Origin of the sequence: Rhodococcus globerulus (assembly GCF_019334125.1) — a bacterium.
Lineage (GTDB): Bacteria > Actinomycetota > Actinomycetes > Mycobacteriales > Mycobacteriaceae > Rhodococcus_F > Rhodococcus_F globerula.
The window spans coordinates 5323577-5338717 of sequence record NZ_CP079698.1; the positions used below are offsets into that span (position 1 = coordinate 5323577).

Genomic DNA, 15141 nt, shown 5'->3' on the forward strand with positions numbered 1-15141 from the left:
TCAACCGCGGGCGGTTGATAAAGGCGCACAACAGGTTAGAGCGTTGCCGTGCAAACGGTGAACTTGCGTTCGGCGTGCTCGAATCCCGAATCTGCTTCGGAACCACAATCTTCGATGGACGTCGAGCCCTGGAGGATTTCGATTACCTGGACTACGTCGCTTCCCGAATCGGCGCAGTCGATACGGGCCGGCTCGTCGTCGAGGCCACCCGGTCCGAGATCCATGCATCCGCCGACGACCCAGTCGATGTCGAGACAGACCGCGCCCTGTTCCTGGCCGAGCAGAGTCTCGTAGTAGGTCTGATCGATGTCGGACGCGCACTCATCCGACGTGGGGGCTTTGGCGACAACCTTGTAGTTGGATTCGTCGCTGCCGCACACGGCGTGGTCGATTTCGGCGTCGTTCGTGGTGCCGCCGATCTTGACGCAGTCGCCGATGTTCACGTCGATATCAACGTCGCCGCCCGCGTCGGTGCCCTCTTGGCCGTCGATCTTCGAGGTGGTGGTGCTCGCTGACGTGGTGGTCGAATCTGCCACGGTGGATGATGATTCCGCGATGGCTTTAGGCTCGACGTCAGATCCGCACCCGGTGGCGAAAATGGCGATTGCAGACGTCGCGATCAGTGCTGTGCACAGCCGTCCGACGATTCCGGACATTCAAGTCTCCCTTGCTGATCTTGGATTATTCGGGCTCTATTCCACTTCACTGCTAGTCGAATAGCGAATCGGGCTGTCAGTATGAGTGGGTGGACCTCCCTCAGATGCCGCCGCTCGCCCCGATGTTGGCGAAGGCCGCTACGACAGTGCCGGTACAACCCGAATCCGACCAGCCGACGTGGTCGTACGAACCGAAATGGGATGGGTTTCGGTCGATAATCTTCCGCGACGGGGACGAGGTAGTCCTCGGTTCACGCGGAGGAAAAGACCTGGCTCGGTACTTCCCCGAAATCGTCGAAGCGGTGAAGTCGGAACTGCCGGGCAAATGTGTGGTGGACGGCGAGCTTGTCGTGCCCCGGGAAGTGAACGGCGTGACGCGGCTGAGTTGGGAAGCGCTGTCCGAGCGCATCCACCCCGCAGCCAGTCGAGTGACGCTGCTCGCCGAACAGACACCAGCACAATTTGTTGGATTCGACCTGTTGGCGCTGGGAGATCGGGATGTCGCGGCCGAAGATTTCAGCGTGAGGCGAGCATTGCTGGTCGACACGATCGGCGGCGGTCCGAGCTGTCATGTCACGGCTGCAACTTTCGACAGCGGTGAGGCGATGCGGTGGTTCGAGATGTTCGAAGGCGCTGGTCTTGACGGTGTGATCGCCAAGAAGCTGGTCGGCCCCTACCTGCAAAACAAGCGCGAGATGATCAAGGTCAAGCACGCCAGAACCGCAGATGTCGTACTGCTCGGATACCGTCCGCACAAGAGTCAACCGGGTATCGGTTCGATGCTGCTGGGTTTGTACGACGGTTCCGAATTGAAAATGGTCGGTGGCGCTTCGGCATTCACCGCCGCGCGGCGAATCGAGTTGCTGGAAGAACTCGAACCGCTACGCGTCGGCGACGACGTGGTGGCGGAAGGCGAGGCAAGTCGATGGAAGTCGGCGGCCGATCGCTCGTGGGTCCCGCTCCGCCCGGAGCGGGTGTTGGAAGTGGCGTACGACCAAATGGAAGGGGAACGCTTCCGGCACGCAGCGCGTTTTCTGCGGTGGCGTCCGGATCGGGTTCCCGACGAGTGCACGTTCGATCAGTTGGAGGTTCCGGTGCGGTACGACTTCGCGGATGTCCTTGCAGGTGGTGTGTGATGGCCAGTCCGGCAGTGGAACTGGATGTCGACGGGATCGCGGTCCGTCTCTCCAGCCCCGACAAGATCTACTATCCGCAATTGGGCACCGACGGCGGGACCAAGCGTCATCTTGTGGAGTACTACCGCACAGTCGCGTTGCAGGGCGCCGCGGTGGCCGCCCTGAAGGATCGACCGACACACCTGCAACGCTTTCCCGACGGTATCGAGGGCGAAGAGGTCTACCAGAAACGATTGCCGGCAAAACGACCTGAACATGTCGAATCCTGTGAGGTGACGTTTCCGTCCGGGCGCAAGGCCGACGTCCTCCGAGTGCAGAACGCTGCCAACATCGTGTGGGCGGCAAACCTCGGAACCATCACGTTTCATCCGTGGGCAGTGCGCTGCCCGGACACCGATCATCCCGACGAATTGCGGATCGATCTTGATCCGCAGCCCGGAACCGGTTTTGCGGAGGCCGTCGCGATCGCCGACGAGGTACTGCGTCCACTTCTCTCGGAACTGGGCCTGGAAGGGTTCCCCAAGACGTCCGGTGGACGGGGCCTGCACGTCTACATTCCGCTCGCGCCGCGTTGGGATTTCATCGAGGTTCGACACGCGGGAATTGCACTGGCTCGTGAAGTCGAACGACGCAGCGGCGATCGGGCGACAACGGCCTGGTGGAAGGAAGAACGTGGTGAGCGGATCTTCATCGACTTCAACCAAAATGCCAGGGACAGAACGATTGCCGCAGCCTATTCTGCGCGCAAAACTCCGATTGCAACCGTGTCGACGCCGGTGACGTGGGACGAACTGCGCGACGTACACCCCGACGACTGCACGATCGCGACAGTCCCGAATCTGCTCGCCGACCGCGGTGATCCGATGGCAGCGATGCACGAGAAGGCCTTTGAACTCGATGTTCTCCTGGAAATGTTCGAGAAGGACATCGCAGCAGGATTGGGAGACCTCCCATATCCGCCCAACTACCCCAAAATGCCGGGTGAACCGAAACGGGTACAACCGAGTCGCGATCGAGATCGGAAGCAGACAGAAACCGAGTAGCGTCTGAATCGGACAAATCCGAGACTCGCGAGTGCATTGTGAGGTTGAAATGGATCACCGGGGCGCACGGGTTGCAGGATTGATAGTGGGCGGCGGGATAATCGCAGCTCTGAGCATTGTCGGCGCTGCTTCGCAGGCGTCGGCCGCAACATTGGACTGCTCTGCGAGAGGGCTCGATCAGACTCTGGTGGACGGGTCGTCGGCGTGCCGGGCGGTGGCCGATGCGGGCAGTTCCGCCATCTCGCATGTCGAAGGTGACGGAGTAGGGGCCGCAGACTCGCGCGACGGCGGCACGTCTGCTGGGCTTGCGATGTTCGGTGGCGTCGCGGCCGCGGAAACTCGCGGTGGAATGCTTGCTGCCGTTGCCTTCGGGCGGGATTCGTTAGCTCTCGGGCGCACCGCATCGCCGTTTGCGGTCGTCCTGGCAGGCCCAGGCGGTCGCGCTGCTGTCGGTGATGCCGACGTTGGCGCAATCTGCGCCGGGGGTCCTGCGCTGGTTTTCAATATCGCGACTGCTCAGGGATGTTTCAGCGATGGAATTTCGACCTGGACGCTGCCGTGACGGTGCCCCGCACTACAGTTCACTTCGTGACACCGGTCACAAAGATGTAAAGCTGTGGTGGGTCGATCAGGGCAGCTGCCGTGATCAAACGGGGATCGGAGGACGCGATGACTGCAAACGCACGACGCGGTTCACTCGCACGCACAGAGGTGCCGGCGCGGACCGAACTGTACGTCGATCGTCGATTCCTGCCACTGGCAGACCGGTTCTTTGCGATGTACCGGCAACCGCAGCAAGGCGGCGGCGCTTTGGTTGCCTACCAGGGCGGCGAGAAGGTCCTCGACATCTGGGCCGGATATGCCGACCGTGACCGCCGCTGGGACCACGACACCATCTCACTTTCGTTCTCCACGGGCAAAGGTGTGGCCAGTACCGTCGTACATCGTTTGGCTGAGCGTGGATTGATCGATTACGACGCGCCGGTCGCGCAGTACTGGCCCGAGTTCGGTGCCGCTGGCAAAGACAAGATCACCGTTCGTGACTTGATGACGCATCGCGCCGGCCTGCACAAGGTGCGTGGATTGATGCGCAATCCGCTCGATCTCATGGACTACGACGCAGTTGTTGCCGCACTGGCTGCGAGCAAGCCGGATCCGCGCCGGCTGAAGGGCCCCGGATATCACGCGGTGACATACGGATGGTTGGTAGCCGAATTGGTTGCGCGGGTGACGGGACTGCCCTTCACGGACGTCGTCGAGGCGGAGATCGCGAAGCCGCTCGGTGTCGACGAATTCTGGTTCCGCGTACCCATCTCCGAGCGGACGCGTATCGCGAAGCTGTTTCCGCACATCAATCCAGCGGGTCTCAACTGGGCGTTTGCGTCTACGGTTCTCTCTCATGTCGGCCCCACTCGCGGTCTGGCCGAGGCTGCGATGCCCGACGGATTCGACGTGATGGTTCGTAATCCGGCGGTGCATGACACAGTGATGCCCGGTTGGAACGGAGTCTTCAGCGCGCGGGCGCTGGCGAGGATGTATGCGGCAATCGCCAACGGCGGCATGCTCGACGGAAAGCGGTTCCTGAAAGAGTCGACCATCGATCAGATGGCGACCATTCAAACGCGAGAACGTGACTACGTACTCGCGGTTCGGCCCAATTGGGCGCTGGGTTACCACCCGCCGATCATCGCGGCACGGCGTCAACCGCGAAACGCCATCGGACACTACGGCGTCGGTGGGTCGGGCGCATATGCCGATCTCGACAGCGGCTTGTCGTTGGGTTTCACGACCAACCGATTGGGTAGTGCCGTAACAGCACTTGGCGACCTTCGTCTCGCCAGGCTGGGAGCCGAAGCACAGGAGCTCGCGCGTCGGGGATAACGAGTGAGGTGAAAATGGTCGTAGATCTTGCGGCAGCAACACGATTTCTGGCCGGCAACGGCCGGATACTCGACCGTCACCGGTTGAATTTAGTTCTGGGGCAAGGTGATCGAGATGCTGCATTGGCGGCGGTCGACGGCTACCGAAATCCCGACGGCGGATACGGCTGGGGTCTCGAGCCGGACCTGCGTTCGCCAGGTAGCCAACCCGGTGGAGCACTGCATGCGTTCGAGGTTTTTGCCGATGTCGCCGCGGTGACCCCGCGGGCCCTGGAATTGTGTGACTGGCTGCAGACGGTATCGACCGTCGACGGTGGTCTGCCCTTTGCTCTTCCGATTTCCGAACCGGCTGGGTGCGCACCGTTCTGGGTCGACGCGGATCCGTCGGAATCGTCGTTGCAGATCACGGCCATCGTGTGCGCCACGGCGTTGCGGGTAGCCGAATTCGATTCCGCAGTGGCCAAACATCCCTGGCTCGATTCGGCGGTTCGGTTCTGCCTGGGTGCGATCGAGCGTGCCGAGACGTTGAGTGCTCTCGAATTGGCATTTGCGTTGCAGTTCCTCGATGCGGCGAAAGAGGTCCGGTTGGTGGCAAAACTCGGTGCGCTCATTCCTGCGGACGGATTGGTGCACGTGGACGGGGGAGCTGTCGACGAGTACATGCGTCCGCTCGATTTCTCGCCGTATCCTTCAGGTCCGACCCGCACGCTGTTCAGTGCGGGAGTGATCGATGAGGAACTGTCCGCATTGGCGGCGAGGCAGTGCGACGATGGCGGATGGATGGTGGATTTCGACAGCTATTCACCCGCTGCCGTGCTTGAATGGCGTGGTCATGCCACAGTTTCGGCAGTTGCCCTGTTGAAACGCAATGGCGTGATCTGAAAACCGTTCTCGCGCCAAATTGGAACACGTTATAGTCTGGAAAGTGGATGTGCTTATGTGTTTCAGGGATAGGGGAGAGCTATGGCGTATGTGATCACGCAGCCGTGCTGTAACGACGCCTCATGTGTGGACGTGTGCCCGGTCAACTGCATTCATCCGACGCCTGACGAAGCCCAGTTCGCCACCACCGAAATGCTCTACATCGACCCGGACACCTGCATCGACTGCGGTGCGTGCGTGGATGAGTGCCCGGTCGATGCCATCTACTCCGACAACGAACTTGCTGAAGCCGACGCGCCGTACCTCGAGATGAACGCGTCGTACTTCGAGAAGCATCCGATGGGGCCGGACTGGCCGGAGCCGATCACCATGGCCAAGATCGCTCCCGAGTTGGGGACGCTGCGGGTCGCCATCGTCGGTTCAGGGCCGGCGGCGTGTTACGCGGCGATGGAACTGGCCGGCAAGCCGCGGGTCGAGGTCGACATTTTCGATCGCCTACCGACGCCGTACGGGTTGGTCCGAGCAGGCGTGGCTCCCGATCATCCGGGTACCAAGGGCGTCACCGACCAGTTCCGCGCTGTCGTGTCGAAGAAGACGGTGCACTGCCACTTCAATGTCGAGGTGGGCAATCATATTTCGCATACCGAACTGCTCGAGCATCATCATGCGGTGATCTACGCGGTAGGTGCGGCAGGTGATCGCAAGCTCGATATCCCGGGCGAAGATCTTCCGGGAAGCCATGCTGCAACCGAATTCGTGGCCTGGTACAACGGTCATCCGAGTTACGCCGATCGCAGTTTCGATCTGTCCGGGGAGCGGGCCGTCATCGTCGGCAACGGCAACGTTGCACTCGACGTCGCCCGCATCCTCGTCACCGACCCGGAGGTTCTGGCCAAGACAGACCTTGCGGATCATGCCCTCGAAGCGTTGCGCAACAGCAATATTCGTGAAGTGGTGATTCTCGGTCGTCGAGGTCCGGCGCAGGCCGCGTACACCAACCCCGAACTGCTGGCGCTGGGCCAGATGGCGGATGTGGACGTCATTGTGGATCCGGTGGAGGCAGAACTCGACGATTCGAGTCGGGCTTTTGTCGAGAGCGACGCCGCAGAGCCGTCGGTGTTACTCAAGGTGAAGCAGGCCCAGGAATTTGCCTCGCGCACAGCCGATCCCACACGTAAGCGCATAGTTCTGCGATTCCTCACCTCCCCGGTCGAGATCCTCGGCGACGGCAGTGTCGAGCAGGTTCGCATCGTGAAGAACCAACTGGTCGCAACACCCACCGGTCAACTGTCCGCACGGCCCACCGAGGAAACCGAGGCCCTCGACACCGGACTGGTATTGCGTTCGGTCGGTTACCGAGGAACGCCCGTCGCGGACCTACCGTTCGACGATGCTCGAGGCGTGATCCCCAACGAGAACGGCCGCGTGATCGATCCGGAATCGGGGATGCCCATGCCCGGCGTCTACGCTGCGGGGTGGATCAAGCGTGGCCCGACCGGTGTGATCGGCACGAACAAGTACTGCTCGGCTGAAACCGTGTCCATGATTTTTGACGACTTCGCAGCTGGGCGCCTTGCAACGCCAAGTGCGGAAGCGGAGAAGTTGACGGTACTTCTGGCCGACAGGTCACCGGATCAGGTGGACTACCAAGGTTGGCAGCGGATCGACAAGGCCGAGCGCGCATCCGGGGCGGCTGTCGGTCGTCCGCGAACCAAGCTCATTTCGATCGAATCGATGCTTGCGGCCGCTCGCGAGGAAAGCTAGCGGAGATCGTTCAACCTACGTGCTCGGTGAGAGACCACTGTCCCGAACCCTGCAGTTCGAGTTGGCGATTGTGAAAGACGTTGAGCGTGCTGCGGTGTCCCACGCTGACCATAATGCTGTCGGGCAGTTCGCTGCGCAGCATGCGGTAGAGCGTGTACTCGAGGCCTTCGTCGATCGCGGATGTCGCTTCGTCGAGGAACACGGTGCGGGGCTTGGCCAGAACTACCCGGGCGAACGCCAGTCGCTGTTGTTCGCCCGGAGAGAGGATTCGGGTCCAATCGGCTACTTCGTCGAGACGGTCGGTCAAATGCGGAAGATGCACCTGGTCAAGTACCGCTCGGAGCCTGCTGTCCTTGGCGATCGAACGATCCGGATACGCCAGTCCCGTGCGCAACGACCCCAGCGGCAGGTACGGGCGCTGGGAAAGGAAAAGCGACCTACCCACCGGCCGGGTAACCGAACCGTCCGCGTAAGGCCACAGTTGTGCGATGCTTCGCAGCAAGGTGGTCTTACCGCTTCCCGACGCACCTTTGACGAGCAGGGCGTCGCCGTGATCGAGTGTCAGATCCAGCTCGGCGATCAAAGTCTCTCCGGAAGGCTTGCATACGTGGAGTTTTCGGATGACAAGCTGATCTCCGGCGTCTGAAACGTCGAGCGTCGGTAGTGCCCGGGCTCGCTTGTCGGCGTCGGCGAGGCCGGTCAAGCGTATGAGGGTGGCGCGAAAGCTCGCGAAATCGGCGTACGACTCACGGAAGAACGACAAAGATTCGTGGACTTGGCCGAACGCCTGCGCGGTTTGCATGACGTCGCCGAAAGTGACCTGTCCCTTGAACAACCGAGAGCCCTGCACCAAGAACGGGAAGATGACTGCGGTCTGGTTCACGGCGAGATTGAAGCCACTGAACTTCAGCGTCCGGAACACGATGGCCCACATGTTGCGGATCACCGCAGCGAAGCGTGTTGCGAGCGTGCGACGTTCGACGTCCTCGCCGCGATAGAACGCGATACTTTCGCCGTACTCCCGCAATCGCACCAAGGCATAGCGAAAGGTCGCGCCGAGCTTCTCGTTCAGGAAGTTCAACATGATCAGCGGTCGGCCGATCCAGAATGCCAGCGCGGTGGTCACCAATACGTAGATGTAGACCAGGAAGATCATCGCGCGCGGAATCTCGGTACCGAAAATGGTCAGGGGTCCGGAGAGATTCCACAGGATCGCGGTAAAGCTCACTATCGACACCATCGCGGTGACCGCACCCATCGACAACGTGCGGGAATAGGTCACGAACGAGGTGATATCGGTCTGGATGCGCTGATCCGGATTGTCGATCGGGTTATGCAGGAACTCGCCGCGGTAGTACGCAAGACCGTCGAGCCAATCGTCGGTCAGGGTGTTGTTGAGCCAGATGCGCCACTTGATGTCGAGGGCCTGGCCGACGAAGTACGTGAGGAGCGAACTCACGACGTGGATGACCGCCAGGACGGCGAACACTCTGAGATAGTGCCAGAACCCGGCTTCGTCGAGGTTCTGAATCGTGTCGTAGAAATCCTTGTACCAGTAGGAGAACAACACCGTCACGCGCACAGCCCACACCGTGAGCAGCAGCAGTACTGCAAGAATCAGTATTGGAACGGGGCTGCGCCTGGGGTTGAAGTACGGCCAGGCCATCCGTCGAAACTGGCTGCCCCAGGCAGTGAAGCGGGCCAGCAGAATTGCCGTGATCGCGAGGGCGGCGGCGGTGATCGTATAAGCCTTCGCCAGCCACAGCGCACTGTCCGGAACTGCGGTGCTCCAGTTCACGTGCACCTCCGTCGCAGAACGGAAAAGGCGATCCCGTCGGGTACGGAAGCTGAAAAGCGGATTCACCGAAGTGGACGCCGCCAAACCTGGAAAACCGTGCTCCCCGGGCCGTTGACAGCTACGGTTCAGCGAACCTTCGTATTGCTGGATTTCTCGTTTTATGTGTTAATTACAAGGGAATTGTGCGGTTTGCTCCGAATGGTGCGTTGGCGTCGATGCCAGGCGGGTATCGACGCCAGCCTCGCATAACCAGCAAATGCACGTTGTCGAAGGAAAGTAGTGAGATGGTCAGCAAGCGAGTGCGTCGGACATCCCGGATAGCTGTAGCGGTTGTCGGAGTAGTGGCTGCAGGCCTCACATTTGCCGGACCGGCAGCGGCTTTCCCGCTCTTTCCCGGTGGTCCGGAGATTCCAGTACCCGTCGTCGCCGGTGTTGCCGGCCTTGATCCGGCGCTCCCGGGTTTCATGGGCACGGCGGATCAGATTCCCGCCCCGGTTCCCAACTTCTCGGCACCGTCGGTCAACCCGTCCAACGGTGAGCGTGTCGGAATCGCTCAGCCGATCATCATTCGTTTCAACGAATCGATCGACGACCGCGCCACCGCGGAACGCGCAATTCGCGTCACCACCAATCCGCCGGTCGAGGGAAACTTCTACTGGATCAACAACAGCCAGGTGCGGTGGAAGCCGACGCAGTTCTGGCCCGCGAACATCGCGGTGACCGTCGACGCCGGTGATTCACATTCCACGTTCAACATCGGCGATGCGCTCGTCACGGTTGCGGACGACAACACGAAGCAGATCACCGTCACTCGCAACGGTGAAGTGGTGCGCACCATGCCGACGTCGTTCGGCAAGCCGGGCCACGAAACGCCCAACGGCACGTACATCGTCGGCGAGCAACTGCGTGACATGTACATGGATTCGTCCACCTACGGCGTTCCGATCGATTCACCCGAGGGCTACCGGACCTACGTCGAATACGCGTCACGAATTTCCTACAGTGGAATCTTCGTCCACGCGGCACCGTGGTCCGTTGCGCAACAGGGATTCACCAACGTGAGCCATGGCTGCCTCAATGTCAGTACCGAGAACGCCAAGTGGTTCTTCGAGAACGCAGGCAAGGGCGACCCCGTCATCGTGCAGAACACTGCCGGTGGAATCCTCAGCGGCGCCGACGGACTGGGTGACTGGAACCGCTAGAAGCGCCTTACAGTTCTGGGCATGACCGTTGCTCGTTCGCTTCTGCTGTTCGTTCTTGCCGCCGTACTCGAAATCGGTGGAGCCTGGCTGGTGTGGCAGGGAATTCGCGAGAACAAAGGCTGGATCTGGGTCGGCCTCGGCGTGATCTCACTCGGCCTGTACGGGCTGGTCGCGACGATGCAGCCCGACGCGAACTTCGGTCGAATCCTGGCCGCGTACGGCGGCATATTTGTCGCTGGATCCTTGCTGTGGGCAGTGGTGATGGACGGTTTCCGCCCGGACCGTTTCGATATCGCCGGCGCGCTGATCTGCCTGGTCGGGGTTGGCGTGATCATGTATGCGCGGTAGGGCCTTCGGCCCTGTGCGCCTTTTTGGTAGTGGTCGCTACCAAAAAGGCGCACAGGGGCTTACCGCTAAGCCTTCGCCCGAACCACCAGAACAGTGCCGGGGAACTCGGCTGCAAGTTCGCGGCGAGCGTGCTTGATGCACGCGGTGCCGTAGCCCTTCTTCCGTGCCTGCGGAGCGATCCAGATCGCGACGTTCACTTCCTGATCGGTGAGCTCACCGAAAACCAGGCCGACGCTCTTCGGGGTATCAGACGAAAGGTCCTCGGCGACAAACCAAGCCGCGCTTTCGTCGTCGATCCGCCCCAAGCCTGCAGCGCGCTCCGATTCGACGCGATCCGAAGCCCACGGAGCGCCGCCGTCGTCGAACTGCTCCGTGGAGCGTTCCGCAAACAGTGCGGCATCGTCGGTGCTGTCGGTGAACGGGCGCAGGTTGAAGTTCGCGCCGCTGCTTGCGGGGCGATCCACGGCGGTCCATTCCAAGGTGGCGTCGAGGTTCTCGAGTTCGCCCTGGATACGGTCGCGTGCCGCCTTGGTCAGTGCGCTGAACTTGAGGCCCAACACGGCTTCCGCGTTGGACTCCGACGTCCCGAGCAGTTCTGCAACCGTCGCGACTGCTGCCTGATGATCGGCGCTGTCGACAACGGCGTCCAGGACCTCGTGTCGGCGTTCCAAGGCGCGAACAAGTGCGGCGGTGAGCTCGCGACGGTCCAGGATCTGATCTTGAATGTGCGTCGTCATAAATGCGACTCCTTGCTGTTCGAGGCTACGTTGTTCGAGGCTACAAACGATTGCCGTGCGGACCGTACTGGTCAATACTGCTCCACCTTGCACGTTATGGCACGTGTTCAGCCTGTGGTGCGGCGGACGAGCCGTTCGTAGCGCTGACGTGCAGCCTGGGTGCTGCCGAGCCCGAGTCCGAACGCGATGTCCTGCCACGTCATTCCGCGTTTGCGTGCGAGCGCGAGGAAGAGCGCTTCGTCCTGGTCCATTTCGGCGCGAGCCTTGGGGATGAGACTCAAGGCGGCCATGATGTCGGCGTCGTCGACGTCCGGTTCACCGGGTTCGCGTGTGCTGCTGCCCGCGGCGAGGCCGCCGACGACGCGGATCGCGCCGTACGGTTCGAGCATGTGGGGGAGGGATTGCCTGGCGCGTTGGCCCTCTGTTGATCCGTGGCGTTCGTTGATGCGAAAGAGCCCGGCGTACTCGCGATGTGCGCGCTCACGGCCGGGCTCGATCGGTCGAAATGGGTCATCGGTCATGCTTTTCAGGTTTGCACGATCCGTTGGCAATGTAAACACTTCGTTGTAAACAAGTTGTTCACTTGTTTGCGAGCGGCTCACAGACGACGACCGGGATAACCCGATCCGTCCAGGCTTGGTAATTGTCGAAGTCTGCGTACATCGCGACCAGTTTGGGCCAGAGTCGGGCGCGTTCCTCGTCTGTGGCGACACGAGCTTTCATCGACTGCACGCGCGACTTGATCTGGACGGTCACCACAGGATCGGCCTTGACGTTGAGGTACCACATCGGGTTCTTCGGCAGACCGCCTTGTGACGCCACCAGAATCACGTTGTCGTCGTCCTCGAGAAAAAGCAGCGGACTGATCCGTTCCTCGCCCGACTTTCGGCCAGTGGTTGTGAGCAGGCAGATCGGCAGCCCGCGTGGAAACGCGCTGCCGACCCGCCACTTGCTGCCCAGCATTCCGTCGGTCGCCCGATACATCGCGACGTTGGCTTTCGACATCCACTTGATGATCGTGACTGTCACCGGAGCGTCGAGTCCCTTGGGTTTAGCTGGGGGAGTACTCATGTCAGATGCGCTCGATGATCGTGCCGGTTGCCAGTGCGCCGCCCGCGCACATCGTGATCAACGCAGTCGAACCGTCGCGCCGCTCGAGTTCGTGCAGAGCCGTCGTGATCAGCCGCGAACCGGTGCTGCCGACCGGATGGCCGAGCGCAAGCGCGCCGCCGTTGACGTTGACGTTGTCGAAATCCGGTCCGTGAACCTGCGCCCAGGACAGTGCAACCGAAGCGAAGGCCTCGTTGACCTCGAACAGATCGAGATCGCCGATCTTCATGCCGCTCTTCTCGAGTACGCGGGTCGTGGCCTGAACCGGACCGTCGAGGTGGAACTCGGGTTCGGATCCGACGAGGGCCTGCGCGACGATGCGGGCGCGTGGCTTCAAGCCGAGAGCGCGGGCCTTGTCCTCGTCCATGAGCAGGACGGCAGCTGCACCGTCGGAGATCTGCGAAGACGTTCCGGCAGTGTGGATTGCGCCCTCCATGACCGGCTTCAACCGAGCCAGGGACTCGGCCGTCGTGTCACGCAGACCCTGGTCGCGATTGACCAGCTTGGTCTCGCCGGTCAGGTTGCCTTCCTTGTCGACCTGGGGTGCGGACAGTTCGAGCACCTCGCGGTCGAAGCGGCCTTCTTCCCAGGCCTGCTTGGCGAGGGCCTGGGAGCGGACGCCGAGAGCTTCGAGGTCCTCACGGGTCAGTCCGCGGCGACGTGCGATGCGCTCGGCGGCTCCGAACTGGTCGGGCATGTCGATGTCCCAGGTGGCGGGACGGCGTGGTCCGGCGAGAGTTCCGACATTGGCCCCAAGCGGGACCTGGCTCATCGCTTCGATGCCGCAGGCGATTCCGGCGTCGATCGCGCCGGTGGAGATCAAGCCGGCGATCAGATGGTTGGCCTGCTGAGCGGATCCACACTGGCAGTCGACGGTGGTGGCACCGGTCTGCCATGGCAGTCCGGCGTGCAGCCATGCGGTGCGGGTGATGTTGTTGGACTGTGCGCCGGCTTGGGTGACGCAGCCGCCGATCACCTGCTCGATCAACATCGGGTCGATTCCCGAGCGATCGAGAAGACCCTTCTGAGCAGCTCCGAGAATTTCGGCAGCGTGCAGGCCGGCGAGCCAGCCTCCACGCTTACCGATCGGTGTGCGGACGGCCTCGACGATTACTGGTGTGCCCACGGTGGGTTCCTTTCCTTGTATTGAAAAAGTAGAACAAGTTCTTAGCAAGAAGCAAGAGGTGTCTACTGTTTCCTTTCCTAGTAAGCAGGCTTGTGTTTCAATGTAAGTAGAACGTGTTCCACATTACGGATGGTCATCACCTCGGTGATGAAAAGGCTCATGGCAGGAGACATCAGTGGCACAGCCCGCAATCCCCCAGGGGATCGACTTCACGGACCCCGACATCTACGCAGAGCGGATGCCTTTCGAGGAATTTGCTCAGCTGCGTAAGACCGCTCCCGTGTGGTGGAATCCGCAGCCGCCGGAGATCGGCGGGTTCCAGGACGAGGGCTACTGGGTGGTCACTCGGCATGAAGAGGTCAAGGACGTCTCGCAGCGCAGTGACATCTTCTCGACCCACGAGAACACCGCGATCCCGCGTTTTGCCGACGACATCCCGCGTGAGAACGTCGAAATGCAGCGATTCATCCTGATCAACAAGGATGCTCCCGAGCACACCAAACTCCGCAAGCTGATTTCGCGCGGGTTCACGCCGCGAGCGATCAACAGCCTGCGCGACGAACTGACCGAGCGTGCCGAGCAGATCGTGAAGACCGCTGCCGAGAGTGGTGCCGGAGACTTCGTCACGCAGGTGGCGTCGGAACTTCCGTTGCAGGCGATTGCCGAGCTTCTCGGTGTGCCGCAGGAAGACCGTATGAAGCTCTTCGACTGGTCCAACCAGATGACGTCGTACGACGACCCGGAGTTCGACATCGATCCGCAGGCCGCGTCGATGGAGATTCTCGGGTACGCGTACCAGATGGCGGATCAGCGCAAGAAGTGTCCCGCCGATGACATCGTCACCAAGCTCATCGAAGCTGACATCGACGGAAATGAGCTCTCCCCTGAGGAATTCGGCTTCTTCGTGATCCTTCTTGCGGTCGCGGGAAACGAGACCACTCGCAATGCGATCACACATGGCATGGTGGCGTTCCTGGACAATCCCGACCAGTGGGAGCTGTACAAGAAGGAGCGACCCAAGACGGCTGCCGACGAGATCGTTCGTTGGGCCACGCCGGTCACGTCCTTCCAGCGCACCGCTCTCGAGGACACCGAGCTCGGTGGACAGCAGATCAAGAAGGGCGATCGCGTCGTGATGATGTACGCGTCGGCCAACTTCGATGAAGACGTCTTCGAGAACCCGACGAAGTTCGACATCATGCGCGACCCCAATCCGCACCTCGGATTCGGCGGCACCGGTGCGCACTACTGCGTCGGCGCGAATCTGGCTCGCCTCGAAATCGACTTGATCTTCAACGCGATCGCCGATCATCTTCCCGACATCAGCCGGCTCGGAGATCCTCGTCGTCTGCGCTCGGGCTGGCTCAACGGCATCAAAGAGTTTCAGGTTGATTACAAGACCGGCGGCTGTCCGGTCAAACACTGAACCAGCCCTATACTGAGAGGGTAACCGGCAGGT

15 protein-coding genes are annotated in these 15141 nt (G+C 61.4%); 9 read left to right on the plus strand and 6 right to left on the minus strand.

The features are described from left to right. Positions 1-35 precede the first annotated feature (35 nt). Positions 36-656: an LppU family putative lipoprotein gene (gene lppU / locus KYT97_RS24255; protein WP_092806276.1), complete on the minus strand. Its 621-nt coding sequence runs from the start codon at positions 654-656 to the stop codon at positions 36-38. Between the two features lie 89 nt (positions 657-745). Between lppU and KYT97_RS24260 the strand changes: the two genes are divergently transcribed. The 6 genes from KYT97_RS24260 (at position 746) to KYT97_RS24285 (ending at position 7361) form a co-directional block, all read left to right on the plus strand. Next, the gene (locus KYT97_RS24260) at positions 746-1792 is read left to right on the plus strand and encodes an ATP-dependent DNA ligase (RefSeq protein WP_219110860.1); all 1047 of its coding nucleotides are present in this window, start codon (positions 746-748) and stop codon (positions 1790-1792) included. Then, positions 1792-2835: a non-homologous end-joining DNA ligase gene (gene ligD / locus KYT97_RS24265; protein WP_033232336.1), complete on the plus strand. Its 1044-nt coding sequence runs from the start codon at positions 1792-1794 to the stop codon at positions 2833-2835. The genes KYT97_RS24260 and ligD overlap by 1 nt, the downstream gene beginning before the upstream one ends. 49 nt (positions 2836-2884) lie before the next feature. Continuing rightward, a complete protein-coding gene (locus KYT97_RS24270) occupies positions 2885-3397 on the plus strand; it encodes a DUF6764 family protein (protein WP_245005915.1) in 513 nt (170 codons plus the stop codon). Positions 3398-3504: 107 nt separating this feature from the next. Beyond that, the gene (locus tag KYT97_RS24275; RefSeq protein ID WP_219110861.1) at positions 3505-4716 is read left to right on the plus strand and encodes a serine hydrolase domain-containing protein; all 1212 of its coding nucleotides are present in this window, start codon (positions 3505-3507) and stop codon (positions 4714-4716) included. A 14-nt stretch (positions 4717-4730) separates the two neighbouring features. Further along, positions 4731-5597 (plus strand): hypothetical protein, encoded by an 867-nt coding sequence (locus tag KYT97_RS24280; protein WP_219110862.1) that lies wholly within the window; start codon positions 4731-4733, stop codon positions 5595-5597. Between the two features lie 81 nt (positions 5598-5678). Further along, positions 5679-7361: an FAD-dependent oxidoreductase gene (locus tag KYT97_RS24285; RefSeq protein ID WP_141486508.1), complete on the plus strand. Its 1683-nt coding sequence runs from the start codon at positions 5679-5681 to the stop codon at positions 7359-7361. Between the two features lie 10 nt (positions 7362-7371). Here the strand turns inward: KYT97_RS24285 and KYT97_RS24290 are convergent, their stop codons facing one another. After that, positions 7372-9159 carry an ABC transporter ATP-binding protein/permease gene (locus tag KYT97_RS24290; RefSeq protein ID WP_141486507.1) on the minus strand — a complete coding sequence of 596 codons (1788 nt, stop codon included), beginning with the start codon at positions 9157-9159 and terminating at the stop codon, positions 7372-7374. A 284-nt stretch (positions 9160-9443) separates the two neighbouring features. Here KYT97_RS24290 and KYT97_RS24295 point away from each other — a divergent pair, with 284 nt between their 5' ends. Further along, positions 9444-10361 (plus strand): L,D-transpeptidase, encoded by a 918-nt coding sequence (locus KYT97_RS24295; protein ID WP_092806282.1) that lies wholly within the window; start codon positions 9444-9446, stop codon positions 10359-10361. Positions 10362-10382: 21 nt separating this feature from the next. Continuing rightward, a complete protein-coding gene (locus tag KYT97_RS24300; protein WP_033232329.1) occupies positions 10383-10709 on the plus strand; it encodes a YnfA family protein in 327 nt (108 codons plus the stop codon). A gap of 65 nt (positions 10710-10774) precedes the next feature. On the opposite strand, the gene KYT97_RS24305 is transcribed toward KYT97_RS24300, so the two are convergent. From KYT97_RS24305 to KYT97_RS24320, 4 genes are all read right to left on the minus strand, one after another. Further along, on the minus strand, positions 10775-11446 hold the full coding sequence (locus tag KYT97_RS24305) for a GNAT family N-acetyltransferase (RefSeq protein ID WP_033232328.1): 672 nt from the start codon (positions 11444-11446) through the stop codon (positions 10775-10777). Between the two features lie 107 nt (positions 11447-11553). Continuing rightward, entirely contained in the window at positions 11554-11967 is a 414-nt protein-coding gene (locus KYT97_RS24310) for a hypothetical protein (protein ID WP_033232327.1), read from the minus strand. Between the two features lie 58 nt (positions 11968-12025). After that, positions 12026-12517, minus strand: a complete 492-nt coding sequence (locus KYT97_RS24315) for a nitroreductase family deazaflavin-dependent oxidoreductase (protein WP_033232325.1) — start codon at positions 12515-12517, stop codon at positions 12026-12028. 1 nt (position 12518) lies between these two features. Further along, positions 12519-13682 carry a steroid 3-ketoacyl-CoA thiolase gene (locus KYT97_RS24320; RefSeq protein ID WP_045068661.1) on the minus strand — a complete coding sequence of 388 codons (1164 nt, stop codon included), beginning with the start codon at positions 13680-13682 and terminating at the stop codon, positions 12519-12521. A gap of 175 nt (positions 13683-13857) precedes the next feature. Between KYT97_RS24320 and KYT97_RS24325 the strand changes: the two genes are divergently transcribed. Further along, positions 13858-15108 (plus strand): cytochrome P450, encoded by a 1251-nt coding sequence (locus tag KYT97_RS24325; protein WP_033232323.1) that lies wholly within the window; start codon positions 13858-13860, stop codon positions 15106-15108. Positions 15109-15141 lie beyond the last annotated feature (33 nt).

What these genes read in the sequence shown, in the direction of transcription:
- KYT97_RS24315 (WP_033232325.1), bottom strand. Translation starts at nt 12,517, where the DNA reads ATGAGTACTCCCCCAGCTAAACCCAAGGGACTCGACGCTCCGGTGACA.
- KYT97_RS24285 (WP_141486508.1), top strand. Translation starts at nt 5,679, where the DNA reads ATGGCGTATGTGATCACGCAGCCGTGCTGTAACGACGCCTCATGTGTG.
- ligD (WP_033232336.1), top strand. Translation starts at nt 1,792, where the DNA reads ATGGCCAGTCCGGCAGTGGAACTGGATGTCGACGGGATCGCGGTCCGT.
- lppU (WP_092806276.1), bottom strand. Translation starts at nt 656, where the DNA reads ATGTCCGGAATCGTCGGACGGCTGTGCACAGCACTGATCGCGACGTCT.
- KYT97_RS24280 (WP_219110862.1), top strand. Translation starts at nt 4,731, where the DNA reads ATGGTCGTAGATCTTGCGGCAGCAACACGATTTCTGGCCGGCAACGGC.
- KYT97_RS24295 (WP_092806282.1), top strand. Translation starts at nt 9,444, where the DNA reads ATGGTCAGCAAGCGAGTGCGTCGGACATCCCGGATAGCTGTAGCGGTT.
- KYT97_RS24300 (WP_033232329.1), top strand. Translation starts at nt 10,383, where the DNA reads ATGACCGTTGCTCGTTCGCTTCTGCTGTTCGTTCTTGCCGCCGTACTC.
- KYT97_RS24275 (WP_219110861.1), top strand. Translation starts at nt 3,505, where the DNA reads ATGACTGCAAACGCACGACGCGGTTCACTCGCACGCACAGAGGTGCCG.
- KYT97_RS24305 (WP_033232328.1), bottom strand. Translation starts at nt 11,446, where the DNA reads ATGACGACGCACATTCAAGATCAGATCCTGGACCGTCGCGAGCTCACC.
- KYT97_RS24310 (WP_033232327.1), bottom strand. Translation starts at nt 11,967, where the DNA reads ATGACCGATGACCCATTTCGACCGATCGAGCCCGGCCGTGAGCGCGCA.
- KYT97_RS24270 (WP_245005915.1), top strand. Translation starts at nt 2,885, where the DNA reads ATGGATCACCGGGGCGCACGGGTTGCAGGATTGATAGTGGGCGGCGGG.